This is a genomic window from Leptospira limi, assembly GCF_026151395.1.
Taxonomy (GTDB): domain Bacteria; phylum Spirochaetota; class Leptospiria; order Leptospirales; family Leptospiraceae; genus Leptospira_A; species Leptospira_A limi.
On the sequence record NZ_JAMQPV010000001.1, the window covers coordinates 810,480 to 827,818 of the forward strand.

18 protein-coding genes are annotated in these 17,339 nt (G+C 37.5%); 8 read left to right on the forward strand and 10 right to left on the reverse strand.

The features are described 5' to 3' along the window. Window positions 1-6: 6 nt before the first annotated feature. On the reverse strand, window positions 7-1,710 hold the full coding sequence (locus ND812_RS03795) for a hypothetical protein (RefSeq protein ID WP_265374343.1): 1,704 nt from the start codon (window positions 1,708-1,710) through the stop codon (window positions 7-9). Window positions 1,711-2,189: 479 nt separating this feature from the next. Here ND812_RS03795 and ND812_RS03800 point away from each other — a divergent pair, with 479 nt between their 5' ends. Genes ND812_RS03800 through ND812_RS03810 form a run of 3 tightly spaced genes read left to right on the forward strand, consistent with a single transcriptional unit; the run spans window position 2,190 to window position 4,560 of the window. Continuing rightward, a complete protein-coding gene (locus ND812_RS03800) occupies window positions 2,190-2,480 on the forward strand; it encodes an NAD(P) transhydrogenase subunit alpha part 2 (RefSeq protein WP_035983036.1) in 291 nt (96 codons plus the stop codon). Next, window positions 2,480-3,877 (forward strand): NAD(P)(+) transhydrogenase (Re/Si-specific) subunit beta, encoded by a 1,398-nt coding sequence (locus tag ND812_RS03805; RefSeq protein WP_265359078.1) that lies wholly within the window; start codon window positions 2,480-2,482, stop codon window positions 3,875-3,877. The genes ND812_RS03800 and ND812_RS03805 overlap by 1 nt, the downstream gene beginning before the upstream one ends. A gap of 11 nt (window positions 3,878-3,888) precedes the next feature. After that, window positions 3,889-4,560 carry a response regulator transcription factor gene (locus ND812_RS03810; protein ID WP_108960220.1) on the forward strand — a complete coding sequence of 224 codons (672 nt, stop codon included), beginning with the start codon at window positions 3,889-3,891 and terminating at the stop codon, window positions 4,558-4,560. A gap of 1 nt (window position 4,561) precedes the next feature. Here the strand turns inward: ND812_RS03810 and ND812_RS03815 are convergent, their stop codons facing one another. Genes ND812_RS03815 through ND812_RS03835 form a run of 5 tightly spaced genes read right to left on the reverse strand, consistent with a single transcriptional unit; the run spans window position 4,562 to window position 10,997 of the window. Continuing rightward, entirely contained in the window at window positions 4,562-5,569 is a 1,008-nt protein-coding gene (locus ND812_RS03815) for a tetratricopeptide repeat protein (RefSeq protein WP_265374344.1), read from the reverse strand. 7 nt (window positions 5,570-5,576) lie between these two features. Continuing rightward, window positions 5,577-7,196 carry a cytidylyltransferase domain-containing protein gene (locus tag ND812_RS03820; RefSeq protein WP_265374345.1) on the reverse strand — a complete coding sequence of 540 codons (1,620 nt, stop codon included), beginning with the start codon at window positions 7,194-7,196 and terminating at the stop codon, window positions 5,577-5,579. Further along, entirely contained in the window at window positions 7,171-8,721 is a 1,551-nt protein-coding gene (locus tag ND812_RS03825) for a spiro-SPASM protein (protein ID WP_265374346.1), read from the reverse strand. Before ND812_RS03825 ends, ND812_RS03820 begins: the two co-directional genes overlap by 26 nt. Next, entirely contained in the window at window positions 8,721-9,770 is a 1,050-nt protein-coding gene (locus ND812_RS03830) for a putative peptidyl-prolyl cis-trans isomerase (protein ID WP_265374347.1), read from the reverse strand. The genes ND812_RS03825 and ND812_RS03830 overlap by 1 nt, the downstream gene beginning before the upstream one ends. Window positions 9,771-9,782: 12 nt before the next feature. After that, window positions 9,783-10,997, reverse strand: a complete 1,215-nt coding sequence (locus tag ND812_RS03835; protein ID WP_135653150.1) for an aspartate kinase — start codon at window positions 10,995-10,997, stop codon at window positions 9,783-9,785. 102 nt (window positions 10,998-11,099) lie between these two features. Here ND812_RS03835 and ND812_RS03840 point away from each other — a divergent pair, with 102 nt between their 5' ends. After that, window positions 11,100-12,035: an acyl-CoA desaturase gene (locus ND812_RS03840; RefSeq protein ID WP_265374348.1), complete on the forward strand. Its 936-nt coding sequence runs from the start codon at window positions 11,100-11,102 to the stop codon at window positions 12,033-12,035. Between the two features lie 7 nt (window positions 12,036-12,042). Here the strand turns inward: ND812_RS03840 and ND812_RS03845 are convergent, their stop codons facing one another. From ND812_RS03845 to ND812_RS03860, 4 genes are read right to left on the reverse strand one after another with little or no spacing between them, the layout of a single operon-like run. Then, window positions 12,043-12,552 (reverse strand): hypothetical protein, encoded by a 510-nt coding sequence (locus tag ND812_RS03845; RefSeq protein WP_265374349.1) that lies wholly within the window; start codon window positions 12,550-12,552, stop codon window positions 12,043-12,045. Between the two features lie 2 nt (window positions 12,553-12,554). Then, window positions 12,555-12,863: an LIC13255 family lipoprotein gene (locus ND812_RS03850; RefSeq protein ID WP_265374350.1), complete on the reverse strand. Its 309-nt coding sequence runs from the start codon at window positions 12,861-12,863 to the stop codon at window positions 12,555-12,557. Next, window positions 12,860-13,396, reverse strand: a complete 537-nt coding sequence (locus tag ND812_RS03855; RefSeq protein WP_265374351.1) for an LEA type 2 family protein — start codon at window positions 13,394-13,396, stop codon at window positions 12,860-12,862. The genes ND812_RS03850 and ND812_RS03855 overlap by 4 nt, the downstream gene beginning before the upstream one ends. Next, window positions 13,386-14,402 (reverse strand): zinc-binding dehydrogenase, encoded by a 1,017-nt coding sequence (locus tag ND812_RS03860; RefSeq protein WP_265374352.1) that lies wholly within the window; start codon window positions 14,400-14,402, stop codon window positions 13,386-13,388. Before ND812_RS03860 ends, ND812_RS03855 begins: the two co-directional genes overlap by 11 nt. Window positions 14,403-14,437: 35 nt before the next feature. Here ND812_RS03860 and ND812_RS03865 point away from each other — a divergent pair, with 35 nt between their 5' ends. Genes ND812_RS03865 through ND812_RS03880 form a run of 4 tightly spaced genes read left to right on the forward strand, consistent with a single transcriptional unit; the run spans window position 14,438 to window position 17,337 of the window. Next, window positions 14,438-15,232 (forward strand): MlaD family protein, encoded by a 795-nt coding sequence (locus tag ND812_RS03865; RefSeq protein ID WP_265374353.1) that lies wholly within the window; start codon window positions 14,438-14,440, stop codon window positions 15,230-15,232. Beyond that, entirely contained in the window at window positions 15,232-16,311 is a 1,080-nt protein-coding gene (locus ND812_RS03870; protein WP_100719984.1) for a glycosyltransferase, read from the forward strand. Before ND812_RS03865 ends, ND812_RS03870 begins: the two co-directional genes overlap by 1 nt. A 21-nt stretch (window positions 16,312-16,332) precedes the next feature. Then, a complete protein-coding gene (locus ND812_RS03875) occupies window positions 16,333-16,551 on the forward strand; it encodes a flagellar FlbD family protein (protein ID WP_265374354.1) in 219 nt (72 codons plus the stop codon). A 3-nt stretch (window positions 16,552-16,554) separates the two neighbouring features. Beyond that, entirely contained in the window at window positions 16,555-17,337 is a 783-nt protein-coding gene (locus tag ND812_RS03880) for a motility protein A (RefSeq protein WP_265374355.1), read from the forward strand. Window positions 17,338-17,339 lie beyond the last annotated feature (2 nt).

Genomic DNA, 17,339 nt, shown 5'->3' on the forward strand with positions numbered 1-17,339 from the left:
TCTTTCCTACTTTCTCCATTTGGCTGGTCTCGAAAAATTTTTACTTCGTCCAGGTTTTATATTGAATTTGGAACGAGTGATTTTAGGAGAACGCATCCTTGCCTGGTTGAATTTAAAACGACCAGGTTTGATATCTAGTTTTCCCTTAGGAATATGAGTTCTTGCTTTTAACAAGGCAAATAATCCATTCAAATCTATTTCACTTGAAGTAATAGATCCAGGTAATTCCTCTTCTTCATCATCCTCTTCATCATCTTCTTCCTCTTCGTCATTTTCATCTTCTACATCTGTTAATGATTTACCTTTTGCATCATTCATACTGACTTCCAAGTTGATTGGTTTGGGTTCCTTATATTTGGCACGGAATTTGGTGATCGCATAAAAACTTAAGATTTCTGATTCTGCAAGTTGTTGTGAAATTGGTTCATTGGATACATTCGGTAACGATTTTGAAAGGATGAAGATCCGGTCTTCTAATTTAAAACAAGAGAAAATAAACAATTCTTTCTTGGCACTTTCGTAAGCTGATTCTGGTTTGTCAATTTCTAGTAAAAATGTGTAAGTTCCGTTTCGGTATTCAGGTGTGAAAGATTCATGTTTGATATTTGATTGAGGGAATTGTCTTTGGATTTTATCAACTAACTTTGTTTTAATGAAACTCTTCAATGTAAATTCAAGTCCATTGGAGACCACATCTGCTTCAATTTTCTCATCAACTTTGATCGCTTGGATTTTGTAGAGACCACGGACTGGATCATAAAAACTTACTTTTTCTTTTCCATCTCTTAGCACGGCAAACCTTACATCTACAGGAATCATTGTTTCAAATAAACCAGAGTCTGATCGATAAATATCCCCTCTAATGTCTCCATATACCGGATTTAAATATTTGATTGGTAGTGGATTGCTGTATTTGTTTTCTAGTGAATCCAAAAACTGGTCTTTAGAATGGTCAAAAAATCTATAATCTTGGTTATACGGTATAACTTCATTAAAAAGATTGAATGTCGGTAAAAAAAGCCAAGAGATTACTTTTCTAAAACCAAATTTGTATGTCGTTATTTCTGGATTCGGTTCTAATGATTTTCTTTTGGAAACGACAAAATAATGATTTTCATATTGTAATGCTGGAATGACACCTAATGTGAATACAAATAAAAGTGAGTTAATGTCATCGATTTCTTTTTTTGCATAATTCAATTGATAGTATGTATCACAGTTTTCTATTTCATGATCTAAGTAAGTTTGGTCATTTGTATAAAAAAATGTGTCTGCATCGACGATTTCAGCATATTTGGACAAAGTTTTTTTATCGGTTGGGTTCCCATTCAAGTTTTCGATTCGTTTGAATCGTTCGAATGTTTTGTTAGAACGAAACGATTCTAACTCTTTTAAATACGGCCAAGAATTAGGAATTCCATATATTTGTTTGATGTGTCTTGAGTTTGTATTCTTGAGTTTTAAATTGGTTCGAATGTTCTCGATGAATTGGAAATCGATTTGTTTTTCCGAAGCCAAATAGGTCTGTGAATTTTCCGATTCCATCTGGAAGGGGATACTTGAGATAAAACAAGAAACACCGTTTCTTGCAAACACTGATTCACTTTCGGAAATTGGAATTTCATGTCCTTTATCTTTTGAAACTCGGGTGTGGTACCAGCTGATTTGGCATTGGTATAAAAAAAGGAAAAGGAAGAAATAGAATTTCATCTTAGGAACCACCAAAGAGGGTAGTGGTTCCTATAATTCTGTCAAAACAATTAACGAATCTATTTTTCCTAAAGAACCTTTGGTTTTAACATGATTGTTCTACACAGATAATTCTTGTACTTCCATACCCAGAACTTCCACCTGTAGAAATGACATTGCTGGAAAATAAAGTTAACAATTATTATGTATCTCTTCTGAAGAGTTCTGGATACAATTTGAGATCTTTCCCATTCGTTCCAATGAAATTTTCAGATTCCACACAGGATCACTCGGAACATTTATGTTTTTGCTCCTTGGAAATTCAAAATCGTTGTTTGATTTTTAGGGAATCTGAGGATTTGGTACTGAATTTGATTTAAGTAACACATTCCAAACCCAGGACATTTGGTTCAAAAGTCTGGACGAGGCCCTAGTTTACGTAAAATTCCCGAAAATATTGTTTCCAAAATGGCCATTTTTTCCATAACTACTACTAGTTTATGGAAATATTTGTTACAGCCGTCACGATTTTCGTTTTAGCGATCTTCGTGGGATTTGAAATCATCACAAAAATCCCTCCCATCCTCCACACCCCACTTATGTCGGGTTCGAACGCCATTTCCGGCATCACCCTCATCGGTGCATTGTATGCTGCTGGAATCCAAGAGAGCAATATCACCAAAATTTTGGGCTTACTCTCTGTTATTTTTGCTACCATCAACGTTGTGGGCGGATTTCTCGTTACACATAGAATGCTTGGAATGTTCAAGAAAAAGGATGCACCGAAATAATGGAACTCATCAGCATTTTAAATTTAGCCTACCTCGTTGCTTCCATCCTATTCATCATTGGTATCAAACAATTAGCACATCCAAAGACAGCCACTCGGGGAAACCTACTCGGTGCACTGGGGATGCTCATCGCCGTTGTCGCAACACTCTTTGACAGGGAAATACTTTCTTATGAATGGATCGCTGTTGGTGTTCTCATTGGATCTGTGATTGGAATTATCCTCGCAATCAAAATCCAAATGACTGCGATGCCTCAACTTGTGGCAGTTCTCAATGGATTCGGTGGTATTGCTTCTGTTTTCGTAGCAGGTGCTGCATTACAATTGTCGATTCCAAAATATGCGACAGCAGTGAATTACCAGGAAATTGTTTCGATTGTTTTCTCTGCCATCGTAGGTGGGATTACTTTCTCTGGAAGTTTTATCGCCTTCGGAAAGTTACAAGGTTTTATCACTGAAAAAGCAGTTCGTTACCCAGGTGACCAACTTGTTAAGATCTTAGTCGGACTCACTGCAGTTGGACTTGGTGTGTATGGTTGTATGGAACCAACAGATGAGTCTATTTATTGGATCTTAAGTGGTGTGAGTTTACTACTTGGAATTTTCCTTGTGATTCCAATTGGGGGAGCTGATATGCCAGTTGTGATTTCCCTTCTTAACTCTTACTCAGGGATCGCGGCATCTGCAACAGGATTTGTTCTCAATAATAATGTGCTTATCATTTCAGGATCACTTGTAGGAGCATCTGGAATCATTCTGACACAAATCATGTGTAAAGCGATGAACCGAAGTTTGACGAATGTTCTCTTTGGTGGATTCGGGGCTGTCGCTACAGAAATGAAAGATGATGGCGATTTTTACTCAGGTAAAGTCAAATCAACGAGTGCAGAAGAAGTGGCAATGTTACTTGATGTTGCAAGAAGTGTCGTAATTGTTCCAGGTTATGGTATGGCTGTGGCACAAGCACAACATACAGTAAGAGATTTATACCAACTCTTAACGGCTCGTGGAATCGATGTTACTTTTGCAATCCATCCAGTAGCAGGTCGTATGCCTGGTCACATGAACGTACTACTCGCTGAAGCAGATATTCCTTATGATCGATTGAAAGAGATGGACGAGATCAATAGTACTTTCGAAAATGTTGATGTTGTAATCGTTAATGGCGCTAATGACGTAACGAACCCACTTGCAAAAACAGATCCAAAATCACCAATTGCTGGTATGCCGATCTTGGATGTTGGAAATGCAAAAACGGTAGTTGTGATCAAAAGAAGTTTGAGTGCTGGATTTGCGGGAGTTCCCAATCCACTCTTCATTGCTGATAACTGTTTGATGTTGTTTGGTGATGGTAAAAAAGCTACGCAAGAGATGATTGCAGCGTTAAAAGAATCTTAGAGCCGGAAGTTATGAAAAAACAAGTCTATATCGTTGATGACCATCCTCTTGTAGTAGATGCATTACAAAACCTAATCGCTAAATCTGATGATTTAGCGTGTATTGGAAGTGCAGATAATATTGAAAAAGCCTTTAACGATATAGAACAAATGCAACCTACACTTGTTTTGATTGATATCCAACTCAAACAAAACCAAAACGGTTTACAACTTCTGAAGAAACTTCGAACAACTTTTCCAAATATTGCCGTCATCATCATCAGTATGTTGACGGACGATACCTTTGTGGATCGTGCATTCAAACTAGGTGCTATGGGTTACGTGTTCAAAGAAGATACAACCACACAAATTGTAGAAGCAATTCACACCGTACTAAAGGGTGATTATTTTGTAAGTTCTTCCCAAGCGACAAGACTACTTGGGCATTTGTATCGTGCTTCTCAAAAAGACGAAAAGGATCCAATTGATCGATTGTCCAATCGAGAGTTGGAAGTATTTCTTATGATTGGAGAAGGGATGCCTGTGAAGGAAATTGCAGCCAATATGGGACTTGCACCTTCTACAATTGAAACCTTACGTTCCAGAATCAAATCCAAACTGAGCATCACAGAAAACGAAAAATTGATTCGTGTGGCAGTGGAGTGGAAATACACCCAAGCCAAAACCGATATCGTCGTTTCGTAATCTAATATCGCAATTTAAAGTAGTGATAGAGTAAATCTTTTCCTTCACGGGAAGAGAGTAACATTCTATACGCTTCTGCAATTTTCGATTCGTTTTGAGATTGTTTTTGGATGAAATGAAAAAAGTCGTTAGCCCTTTCATCAAAGCCAAGATTGAGAAGTAAGTTAAGATAAAAACTTTGATCGTATTCGTCAGCAAACGGTGAATACGCAATTGGTCTGAGTAAATTCTCCGCTTCTCTCCATTTTCTCATTTCAAAATAACAACGAGCGTATACCTTTTTTTCTCTCCAACCCAATGCCCTTGGATTTTTTAAGTAGGTAAGAGATTTTTTTGGATCTTTTTCGAGTAAATACACCACTCGTCCCATTAAATGAGATGCTAATATATGTTTTGGATCTTGTTCTAAAATAGCAGCGAGTTCTGTTTTTGCTTTTTCTACTTGGTTAAGTTCCAAATAGGTTTTTGCTAAAATAAGTTTTGCTTCATTATAATTGGCTTTGTATTCCAAAGATTTGCTGAGAGAAATAATGGCATTATTGTAATCTTTTAAAATGTAGTACGCTAATCCTAAGTTATAATGATAAAAAGGATTATAGGGTGAAATTTGGTTTGTTTCTAACCAAGTTTCCTTTGCTTCAGACCAACTATCCTCTTGCGCATAAATCATACCTAGTAAGAAACTTGCGGCTTCATGATTCGGTTCTTTTTTTAGAGTTCGATTTAAACTTTCTTTGGCTTCTTGCCATTCCATTCTTGAATATAACAAACTTCCGTTTAAATAATCGTACTCAGCATATGATTTGTAAACTTCTGATTGGATTTTTTTCCACTCTGCATCTGCTAAACCAAATTTTCCATAACGTAAAGCATTGATGATATTTCGACTTACCTTTTCGATTTCAATTTTTGCGTTGATCTCAATCGATTCCTGATCCTCAGCAATTAAGGCATATTGAATACTTACAAAGAAGAATAGGGTGAAGATGAGCTTAAGTTTTATTTTCATATCGTGTTTAATTAATGGAATTTAACCAACTTAGAATTTTTGTATGAGCATCGCGAACCAATTTGATTTTCTTTGAGTCCGTTTTGGTAGGAAAATGATCGATTTGATTCAGATTGGATAAGGAAGCAATGTATGGAATTCCTAGTTTTTGTTCGGCAAACAAACCAAGAGTTTCATGGATTTCAGAAATTCCAATTAAACATACCTTTTTGGATTTTGCCATTCCTTCGATCATCGTTTGACCAAAATATGTGCAAACCCATTCTGATGAATCAATTTCTCTGAGGAATTCTGAATACGAAATTCTTGGTTGGTATTCAATTTTTGAATCCTTTGGTTTTTTTCCACCAATGCGCACAATGGAATGAAAATGTGGATTCACTTGATTTTTGGATTGGTGGAACCTTAATAAAAATTCATCAAGCTGTGTTGATTCGGTTTCATCCAATTGTCCAGCATAAACCAATAATTTTCCAGATGATTCTGGAATTGTTGATTTGAGTTCAGACAATGGTGAACTATAGTAGGAAAGTGAAACCTCATTCGGAATAGAAATGGAAGGGTGTGGGAGAAAAAAAGTAGAATTGGTTGTGTTCGGTGGATGATTGAAGTTATCGATATAAAAAGCATTTTGAACTGGGTATTCGATTTCCCTTGTATCAAATATATGGGGAATGTTTGATTCTTTTTCTAAAAATGAATCTATGAGTTGAACATCATAACCATTCAGTTGTAAGTAAATTGATAAGGATTTACAACGTTCAAAGTGTCCGTATCCGAATTGGATTGGGTTCCCATATAAAACATTAACCCTCCTTTTGTTTTTTTTTGTTTTGGGAAGTGTAAATACAACTTGTTCTACGTTTGCATTCAAATCATAAATATTTGGATTAGAATCATATAATTGTAATACTTCTTCTGCTCCAAAAAAAGGATTCGTTTCTCCCAGTTGAATCCAAATGTTGCAGATCATTTCAAAATCTTTTTTCTCATCAACTGTGATCCTGAGGTGTGATATCTCACCGTTTTGTAATTTTCGAAAGATGTCTAGTGTTTGTAAATGGGGTGGAGAAAGTCGATATTGTTTATGAATTTCTGGGAATTCCTTTATGTGTAAGGATACATGTTCTATATGTCTTTCCAATTGGGTTTCTTCTGAATCATAAAACAATGAAGCCGTTGAAAAACATTCCACACCCATTCCAAGAGGTAACCCACTCATTGACAAACTATAATAAGTGTCCTTGATTTCTAAAATTGCTTCATATAAATAACGAATTGAATTGATATCTATAAATGGATTATCAGCCGTTAGTCGAAAAATATGTTTTGCACCAAAATGTTTTGCCGCTTTGCGAAATCGATCCCTAACATCCAATTCAGATCCGCAGAAATAAAGATAACCTCTGGAGTTTAGAAATCGAATGGACTCTTCATCTGATTCTGGGATGAGGAAGATGATTTGGTTGTGTTCAAATACGGTTGACAATCGCCGATGGATATGATCTAAAAATGTGACTCCTGAATCCTCAGGAATTGATTTTAATATTTTTTTTGGAAATCGTGTTGAGCCTAGTCTTGCCTGAATGAAGGCAAAACTATCATGCGTTGAATGTATACCACTCATCACAATTCAAACAAGGTGCAGGGATTTTGTCATGTTCGCCATTAAAACTTAGGCGAAAGGAGTCATGGCCTTTTTTCCAAACATCAGATAAGGATTCAGTATAGAGATTTCCAATGATTTTAGTTTGGTTTTGTTTACAAATTGAAACATCACCTGTTACAGATACATATAAATCGCGTGTTAAATGCCAACAAAAGTCTCTATGGATTGGCGTAAGGTCACTGACTCTTCGTTCTGGTAGTTGATTGGCAAAACGATTGTATTTTTGTAAAATGATGTTGATTCCTTTTTTTTCAAATGAAGTAAAGTAAGGATCAATTTCATCTTCTACTTCTTTCATCTTAATCATTTGCACATATAAAGAATTTTTTGGTAATAGTTTAGAAAGAGTATCTACTGATTCTAAAACAGTAGTAAGTCCTTTTTTGCCATATAATGTTAGGTATGTTTCTTCTTTTAAGGTACTGAGATTAGTAATGATACAAAGTTTTTCTTTGTTTGTTTGGTCTAGTTCCTGGATGAGAGAAACCAAAACATCAACATTTTTGTATAGTGCTGTTTCAATGATGAGTTCTTTGAGTTGGGGAAGAGTGAGGATTTCTTTTATAATTGAGGTAAACTCAGGGTGTAAAAGTGGTTCCCCATTTCCTGATAAACTGATGGTGATAGGAGAAGTTAATTCCTTTTGGAATTTTGAAACCATTGTTTTTACAGAAGTGAGTGGAACAAAACTTCCATCATTTGATTTATCAACGAACTCGCGTGGGCAAAATACACAGGACAGTTCACATCCCTTATAAATTTCCCATTCCATATAAGATGGGGAACTGCGAAACAATTCGGGATTTTGTTTTAAAGTGGAGTGTAAATCTTCGTATGGAATTTCATCTGCAATTGCAAGTAATCCGTTGATGAGAATATTGGAGCGTACCGAATGATAACGAAAATCCAAACGTAATTGTCGTAAATCAGGAGATTGGAAAAAAATATCTACATCATATTGGTTGATATTTTTAAGAAAAAAGGAATGAATATCGGTTGTTAGTTGGTCTGGTAATGAACTCAAAAATTCTCTAGTGATCACCGTTGGAATTAGGCCAGGAGGAATGTTTTCCGAATAAGAATACTGTGAAAAAAAGTTTTTATGGCGATTCCAAATTTTTTCAGTTAACGATGTGTTGAGTAAAGGTGAAATTCCAGTAAAATATAAAAAACAAACTTCGTCCCATTCTGGATCTTTAAAAACTGATTCTGGTAATAAACTTCCAAATTGTTTGAAGAATTCAATTTCTGTTATATTTGGTTCGTAAAAAACAAATGAATTTACGAATTTTGAACCAAATAACTTTGATTTAACGGAATCATTCACATTTATGTGGAGATTTAAATTGGGAAACACTTTGTGAAGTTTTGAAACAAATGTTTCAAATAATTTTATATCAAAATTAGATTCTAAAAATGAAAGTGTTTGGGTGTCTAAATAAACAACGGCAAAACTTGGATTGTATTCTTTGCGATTGATCATTAATCTGAATTGTACTTTTCTTCGGGATTATTTATATTATGTTCTTTGATGTAAATTGGATCAAAGATTGTGATTGCCATATTTTTGCGTGTGACAACAACCCATTCTTCGAAAGAAGTTTGTTCCTTTTCACGAAATAAAAATCCCTGGATCCCTTTTCTAACAGCATCGAGAGGTGTTGGTCTCATTCCTTCAATATATACTAAACAGTATCGTTTTCTATCGTCACGGAATACTTCAGAGAATTTTCCTTGTCCACCGACTTGTGCTAACACAGAAGCAGTGGAAGGTTGGGTTTTGTACAATTCAAATGTAGGCACCCAGTTAACAAGTCCTCCATTCAATCGGTAACGAGACTCATTTCTTGGACCAGATGCCACAAGCTTAAAAAAGGAAGGGTCATTCATAGATTTGTTTCTAATCTCAGTGAGTTCGTTAAATAAACGAGATTCTTCTTCAATGGAACCATTGGCTGGTGAAAAAACAAGCTCACGAAACTTAAATTCATTTCCAACCTTCGACTTATTTTTGTTATACCATGATTGTACTTCTTGTTCTGAAGGAAGTGGAGGACTTACTTTAATTTGTAATAGTTGTCCTTTTTTAATTTGGTAAGGAAGGTCATCCAACCAAATGTCATACGGCAAATTAAATTGGTTTTGAACCGATTTTTTAAATTGTTCTAAGTCACTGATCCCTTGAGCATCCATTCTTTTTTGAATTTCTGCTTCGATTCGTTTTTCATTCACTTGGATTGATTCTTCTTCAGCAACGATATCAACCACAGCCCGATCAATGAGAAAGTCGATCACCTGCGAATGGAGAGAACCTTTTTTGCGGTAATTTGGGAAAAATCGAGAAAGGTTTTTATACCTCTCTACACCTTCTTCATAATCCAAAGTGGATATGGATTTTGGACCAACAATGGCGAGAACTGCATTGAGTGATTCATAGGAGTTGAGAGGTTTTGTGGGAACAGCGAGAGCAAAACAAACAACCGCTGCAAAAACTAAAACGAAGTTACGCGAGATTCGAATTCTTTTTTGCATACGGTCATAAAACTACCCAATAAAGGTAGTGTGTAAAGCTTTTACTGCATCTTCCGCTTGGTTTTGTTTGATGACACACGAGATTTTAATCTCAGATGTGGAAATCATTTCAATGTTGATGTTTTTTTCTGCGAGGGATTGGAACATTTTTGCAGCCACACCCACATGTGATTTCATTCCAACACCGACTGCAGAAACTATCGAAATATTTTCGTCAATTTCTGCCTTACCGTTTCCGTGTTCTTTGGCATAGGCTTCGATGATTGGTTTTGTCGCACCAATATCTTTTTTGGCAATCGTGAAGGAAATGGTATTGATTCCATCTCTTGGTGAGGATTGTACAATGACATCTACGATGACATCTTTGTTGGATAGTTGAGTGAAAAGATCAGCAGCAATTCCTGGTTTGTCTTTTACATCCGCAATCGTAACACGCGCTTGGTCACTTTTTGCTGTTACTCCACTCACTTTCATTTTTTCCATAATTTTATCCTCACTCATTACTAAAGTTCCCGGTTTGTCATGGAAACTTGATCGAACGTGGATGACCACGTTATAGTTCATTCCTAATTCAACACTTCGTGAATGTAAGACACCAGCTCCTAAACTTGCTAGTTCCAACATTTCTTCATAAGTGATTTGTTTGTGCATTTTGGCAGTTGGGATTTTTCTTGGATCGGCTGTATAAACACCGTCCACATCCGTATAAATTTCACACTCGTCTGCTCCGAGGGCTGCTGCTAGAGCCACAGCAGAAGTATCACTTCCACCTCGTCCTAAGGTGACAATGTTTTCGTCTTTATCGATCCCCTGGAAACCAGCAACGATTACCACCTTTCCTTTGTTAAAGGCTTCGTCGATTCTGGACCTGTCGATCATTTCAATTTTACCATTGGAAAAGTTTCCATCTGTTAAAATTTTTAATTGAGAACCTGTAAAAGATTGTGCAGGAACTCCTAATTCGTTGAGAGCAATGGCAAGTAAGGCAATGGATACTTGTTCCCCAGTAGAAAGTAACATATCCATTTCCCGTTTTGGCGGGTTTTTCGAAATTTGATCAGCAAGGTCCACCAGTTCGTCTGTAGTATGTCCCATTGCAGAAACTACAACAGCAACCTTTTGGCCTTCGTCGTGGTAACGTTTGATGCGTTTCGCCACATTTTGTATTTTGGTGGTGTCACCAACAGAGGTTCCACCATATTTTTGGACAACGATTTTCGATGACATGGGTTTATGGACAGGGTAGGAGAGGCAAATCGGGAATCAAGTAGAATGAATTTTTTTGCAACCAAACCCTTTGGAAAGACTCCAATAAGTATAGGTTATTGAATGAATTCTGCATCTTCTTCGGTGGAACCTGTTGTCAAAGAACAGGCACCTTTACTTTTCCTCGTTTTATTTTTTCTCGTCCAAGCGACTGTCTTAACGGTATTTACCGTCCCGTTTTCCTGGACTCTAGTTTTGGTTGCGGTTGGTTCTTATTTCCTTCGTATGTTCGGAATCACAGGTGCTTACCATCGTTATTTTTCCCACGCATCGTTTAAGACATCCCGAGTTTTCCAATTTGTCCTTGCTTGGATCGGGTCCATGTCCATGCAAAAAGGTGCTTTGTGGTGGGCAGCTCACCACAGAAACCACCACAAGTATTCTGATACCGAAAAAGACATCCACTCCCCAAGCCGAAAGGGATTTTGGTATTCGCATATGTTTTGGTTTCTAAGAGATGATTACAATGATTATGAAGCCAAACTGATCCCCGATTTTTATAAATACCCAGAATTACGTTGGCTCGATCGTAACCACTGGATCCCTCCTCTTACCTATGCAATTCTATTGTATGTTGTTGGTGGTTGGGCTTGGCTTGTGTATGGTTATGCTGTATCCACTTTTATCCTAGGCCATGCCACATGGACCATCAATTCACTTTCTCACGTATATGGGTCGGTTCGCTTTGAGTCTAGAGATACAAGTAAAAACAATGTTTGGTTGGCACTGCTCACAATGGGTGAAGGTTGGCACAATAACCACCATTACTACTGTTCGTCGGTGAACCAAGGTTTTTATTGGTATGAAATAGATATAACGTATTACATTCTAAAAGTATTAAGTTGGTTTGGGATTGTTTGGGACTTAAAAAAACCACCTAAAAAAGTGATTGAAGAAGGCATTCAAAGAGACCGTCTTAAGAAAGAAGAGATGGCACTTGTTCGAAAACAAAAACAAGAAATTAAAACCAAAAAGAAAGTGGAAGTGTTATCGACTTAAGTTAAAATCATACACCCAATCGTTTGCGTATGTCTGCTGGGATACTTTGGATCGAGTCGTATCTTTTCTTTTTTCCTCCTGGCAGAGATACATAATAAAAACCATTGATCATTTCCAAAAAATAATCCTGTCCTTTTTCCCCTAACGAACGATTGTCGAGTTCTTTCACCATCATTTGGTATTTTGATGGTAGTAGATTCCAATTCATATAATTGGTAACAACACCTTGGTCATTGACTGTATAGGCTCCATCTTGGTGGAGGATTTTTGTACCATTATAATCAAAAATTTCCATCACCTTTAGGTTGTTATCTTTTGGTGATTTGGGATCCTTTTTCGATTTTCCATCGGAGTTTCGATTGTTTTCTAAGGAAGTGGAGTTGGATTTTGATTTTTGATTGGAGGCTGATTCTTTTTTTCTAAGTTTTCCAAATAAAAGTAAAAAGACACCAGCGAGTCCCAATGCTGCGAACAGAAACATTTCTGCAGTTGATAAATCAAATAAATAACGCCACATAGTTAACGAAAACTTGTTCCAATCGCCTTACAAGAATCGGGAGTGTACCCTTCGGTATTCCAAGCTGGGCAAGTTGTAAGTTCAATGGCTCTAAAACAAAGATTTGCATCGTCGATTTTGACTCTGCCTAAAGCAAGTGCGCCAGGTAATTTATTAGAACCACATGCTGAGTTTTTTAAAGTATACTTTTCAAAAATCTTTTGGTTCCCTTCTTGCGCAGAATAAAATAAATCATCTCGTTGTTGGATACAACTATAGAACACCAAAGTGATGTTAAAATGAAGAATAATAGAGAGAAGTTTTTGGTTCATCGTTTCAGTTTGATCCGAGAAACTTCCCGAACAGGGACTGGTAATTTTCCAAATACACTATCTATCTGTACGGTTCCATAAATTTCAAACTCTGCTTCTTCCCCTTTTTTTGCAGCCTCTCCCAATTGTTTTGCTAACAAAAGTAATTTGGGAAGGAGGGAACCTTTTTGTTCGGGAACTAGTTTTAAAACAACAAGTGTTTCTGAATTTGGTTCTACTTCCACAGGAGTTTGATTTTGGAGTTTTCCAATATATTCTTTGCCTTGGTTTGTTACGAGTTCGATATCCAAATCAAATTCGTAAATGCTGACTTTTGTAGGATTTGGATTTGTAACAGATACTTGGGGGTACAAATCAAGAAGTGGTATCAATGGAAAACTAGGATTCGGTTTCAATTCAACACGAACGTCCACCAAATCAAACTTACACGCCTTTAGGCTTTCTAAATTTTTTTTGGTATCACTGATACAATTGATCAGTACCAATGAACCAAAAAAATAGATTCCAAATTGTTTTACAACGTTACGGACCAAACACTACCTTCCCTTCGGTCATATGTTGTTTATAAAATTCTAAACCTTCTTTGTATTCTTCAAACTTAAATCGTTTGTTAATTTTTGTTTGGAATACAGTCTTTAAGTATTTTTGTGCTTCTTTTGCTTGTTTCTGAAACTCTTCCAATCCAATTTCATAAATCCATGAAGACAGCCAAAATCCTTCAATTTTTTTGTTTTGGAAAAGAATGATCCCTGAGTTCACAGAAAATGGTTTTTCAGACAAGGCACCATAACAAACTATTTTTGCCCCATAAGGCATACATTCTACTAAGGATTGTGCTGTTTCCCCAGCGACTGCATCAATAGCATATGTTGCGTTTAGTTTTTTAGAAAGTTTGAATAAATCTTTTTGGTAATTTGGTGAACTGGAATTTAAAATATGTTCTGCACCAATTTCAGTTAAGGTATCTTCTTGTTCTTTTTTTCGAACGATGTTGATGAGTGGAATTCCTTTCTCTTTACAAAGGCGAACCACCATTTTGCCAAGGGCACTTGCAGCTGCCGTTTGGATCATTGCTTGGTGTCCTTCTTTTTGGCATCGGGATACCATCGCCCAAGCGGTCATTGGGTTTACAAAAAAACTAGAACCTTCGTCAAGTGTGACACCATCCACTAACGGTAAACAGTTGTCTTCCGTTGTGATCATATACTCAGCCCATGAGCCATCATTTTGAGGGGCCACACAGGAAACAGGCATCCCCACTTTTAAAGTTTTGATGGCACTTCCTACTGCATCGACGGTTCCACTGGCTTCAAATCCTGCAGAGACAGGTGCTTTTTTTTTGAATCCATACAAACCACGAATGAACATCAAATCCGATGGATTGATGGGAGAGAGGTGGATTTTGATCCTGACTTCGTTTTCTTTTGGTGTTGGAATTTCTTTTTCACGGAGTTCCAATTGTGGTTCGATTTCATCGTATTTGAGGATGGTGACTGCTTTCATCTCATCCCATTCACTCACGGAAAATCTGCTTGCCAACTCTTTCTTTTGAGGGAAAGTACTTTGAGTACCCCGTGAAATCAAAAAAATTAAATAACGAAACCATCACTGGTATCATTTTTTTTTCGATTTTAGTTTTTGCATTTTTTACAACTGTCATAGAACCAGACAGACCCACTAAAAAATACCCTTACCGACTTTCGTTATTTTATTCACGTATCGATGGGATCAAAGAAGGGACAGAAGTTAGAATCCTTGGGATCCAAAAAGGGTATGTTGCCCATATTGACTCAAGGCCACTGATGGATGTTCCTGACAGACGGTTCCTTGACCATAACATCGATCATGCGATCGAATTACACATTGCACTCGAGGACCCACTTACCCTTTGGGATAATTATGAAGTGGATTTCCAAACAGTGACATTATTTTCAGGAAGGATTATCAATATCAACCCAGGTAGTTCCGACGGAAAACGTCCCTTTTTTAAACCCACGTTTCGTGAAGGGGAAAAATCTCCTGATTACTTACCATCCGCAAGGTATTTTGATGATTTTTTCAAAGCAACTTCTGCCACGATGGAAGAAAATCGATCTGACCTCCGACAAATCACATTGGATTTTCGGTCCATCACCGATAAATTAAACCAAACAGAAGGTACAATTCCCAAAATCATTGGAAGTACTGAGATGTATGATGAACTTCTTGCGACCATCAAAGACGCAGAAACGATAGGAAAAGAAGGAAGAAGGTATATGGAAAGTTCTAGAAATTTGGAGAACACCATGCCTATACCATTTTTAATAACAGCCTCGTATTACGGCCGTACAACGCCGATTACAGGAAGAAGGATTGGACCACAAGAATAATGAAAGTTGCAATTATACATGACTGGCTCACTGGAATGCGAGGAGGAGAAGTTGTCCTCGATAGTATGTTAAAAGCTTATCCAGAAGCAGATTTGTTTAGTCTTTTTTACTCAAAAGGCAAACTCAACGCAAGAATTGAAAATCGAAAGATCACAACAGCTTTCACAAACAATTTACCGTTCAAAGAAAAATACTATCGATATTATTTGCCTTTATTTCCGACAGCGATTGAAACATTGGACCTAAAAGGGTATGATGTTGTCATCAGTTCTTCTCACTGTGTTGCAAAAGGAGTGATCCCTCACCCGGATACATTTCATTTGAGTTATGTTCATAGTCCCATGCGTTATGTCTGGGATATGTATTATGATTATTTCCCGGCAAGGAAGGGTTTTAAATTTTTCCTATTACAATCCATAGCTAATTACCTCCGAACATGGGATGCTGCCTCTGCCAACCGTGTGGATTATTTTACATGTAACTCTCATTTTGTGGGAAGACGAATTCAAAAGTATTACAGACGAGATTATAAAATCATTTATCCACCATGTTTGCCACAAGACTTTCGAGTGCATGACAATTCCAAAGATGATTATTATTTGATGGTGTCTGCCTTTGCTCCTTATAAAAAAATTGACTTAGCCATCGAAGCCTTCCGTGAAAATGGAAAACCTCTCATCCTTGTAGGTGGGGGGCAGGAAGAGGGGAAACTCACAAAAAATCTCCCAAAAAACATCCTATGGAAAAAAGGATTACCGCGCCAGGAAGTCGTAGAACTCTACAAAAAGGCACGTGGGTTCATTTTTCCAGGAATGGAAGACTTTGGGATCACACCAGTGGAATCCCAGGCTTACGCCACTCCGGTCATCGCCTATGGAAAGGGTGGGGCACTCGAGTCGGTAAAAGATGGCAAAACTGGTGTCTTTTTTGAAGAACAGACCGTAAAATCCTTAAACGACGCCATCAAACGGGCAGAAAAAATCCAATTCAAACGTTGGGATTTCCAAAATTCCATCAATCGATTCACGGAAGAAAAATTCGTAAGCGAAATTCGAAAGGTAGTCGATAGACATAAATAGAAATCTCTGAAGGGGGATCTCTTGGTCATTTTACACCGACTCAAAGGGGCTGAATTTGTTCTCAATGCAGATTTGATTGAGACAATTGAAGCCAATCCAGATACGATCATCACTCTTGTGAATGAAAAGAAATTCATTGTACAAGAGTCTGTTGCGGACGTTGTGGAAAAGGTAATCACTTACCAAACGAGAATCCACAACCTGCCTCGAGTGAGTGATAAAAGGCCTGAGGAAACATAAGAAATGGATATAGCTACAGTCATTGGTTTGGCCCTAGGAGTGGCCTTGATGTTACTTGGGGTTGTTTCGGGGGGTCTTGCACTCACCGACCTAATTGATATTCCATCCGTCATGATTACATTCGGTGGGGCAGCTGCTGCTACCATCATCTCTTTCCCTTGGACATCCACGATCGGTGTGGGTGCGGTGACTAAAAAAGCCTTTCAAAATCCACCTTCGGATTTACCTGGACTCATCACGACACTTGTTAGTTTCTCTGAAAAAGCTCGTCGAGAAGGTTTACTTGCCTTAGAAGATGATATCAACGAATTACCAGAAGAATTTTTAAAGAAAGGAATCCAACTCGTAGTGGATGGAACCGATCCCGAACTTGTCCGTAACATCATGGAAACAGAAATTGGAAACACTGCATCACGTCATGCGTATGGTCGTGGTTGGTGGGATGCTTACGCTGGTTTTGCGCCAGGGTTCGGAATGCTTGGGACCCTAGTGGGTCTTGTAGGGATGTTAAAGAACTTAGGTGGTGGGGATGCGAGTGCCATTGGACAAGGTATGGCGACAGCTCTTATTACAACATTATACGGATCTCTTGCACAGAACTTATTTGCAGCACCAGTAGTAAGAAAGTTAACACGTAGATCAGAAGATGAACTTGTGATCAAACAAGTGATGGTGGAAGGTACATTATCAATCCAGTCGGGAGATAACCCAAGGATTGTAAAAGAGAAACTTGCGAGTTTCTTAACTCCTGCAGAACGTGTTGCCTTAAAAGATGATGGAGATTAATC

Bases quoted from the DNA above. Each gene is read 5' to 3' on its own strand.
- ND812_RS03795 (WP_265374343.1), bottom strand. From the start codon at position 1,710: ATGAAATTCTATTTCTTCCTTTTCCTTTTTTTATACCAATGCCAAATC.
- ND812_RS03800 (WP_035983036.1), top strand. From the start codon at position 2,190: ATGGAAATATTTGTTACAGCCGTCACGATTTTCGTTTTAGCGATCTTC.
- ND812_RS03805 (WP_265359078.1), top strand. From the start codon at position 2,480: ATGGAACTCATCAGCATTTTAAATTTAGCCTACCTCGTTGCTTCCATC.
- ND812_RS03810 (WP_108960220.1), top strand. From the start codon at position 3,889: ATGAAAAAACAAGTCTATATCGTTGATGACCATCCTCTTGTAGTAGAT.
- ND812_RS03815 (WP_265374344.1), bottom strand. From the start codon at position 5,569: ATGAAAATAAAACTTAAGCTCATCTTCACCCTATTCTTCTTTGTAAGT.
- ND812_RS03820 (WP_265374345.1), bottom strand. From the start codon at position 7,196: ATGAGTGGTATACATTCAACGCATGATAGTTTTGCCTTCATTCAGGCA.
- ND812_RS03825 (WP_265374346.1), bottom strand. From the start codon at position 8,721: ATGATCAATCGCAAAGAATACAATCCAAGTTTTGCCGTTGTTTATTTA.
- ND812_RS03830 (WP_265374347.1), bottom strand. From the start codon at position 9,770: ATGCAAAAAAGAATTCGAATCTCGCGTAACTTCGTTTTAGTTTTTGCA.
- ND812_RS03835 (WP_135653150.1), bottom strand. From the start codon at position 10,997: ATGTCATCGAAAATCGTTGTCCAAAAATATGGTGGAACCTCTGTTGGT.
- ND812_RS03840 (WP_265374348.1), top strand. From the start codon at position 11,100: ATGAATTCTGCATCTTCTTCGGTGGAACCTGTTGTCAAAGAACAGGCA.
- ND812_RS03845 (WP_265374349.1), bottom strand. From the start codon at position 12,552: ATGTGGCGTTATTTATTTGATTTATCAACTGCAGAAATGTTTCTGTTC.
- ND812_RS03850 (WP_265374350.1), bottom strand. From the start codon at position 12,863: ATGAACCAAAAACTTCTCTCTATTATTCTTCATTTTAACATCACTTTG.
- ND812_RS03870 (WP_100719984.1), top strand. From the start codon at position 15,232: ATGAAAGTTGCAATTATACATGACTGGCTCACTGGAATGCGAGGAGGA.
- ND812_RS03880 (WP_265374355.1), top strand. From the start codon at position 16,555: ATGGATATAGCTACAGTCATTGGTTTGGCCCTAGGAGTGGCCTTGATG.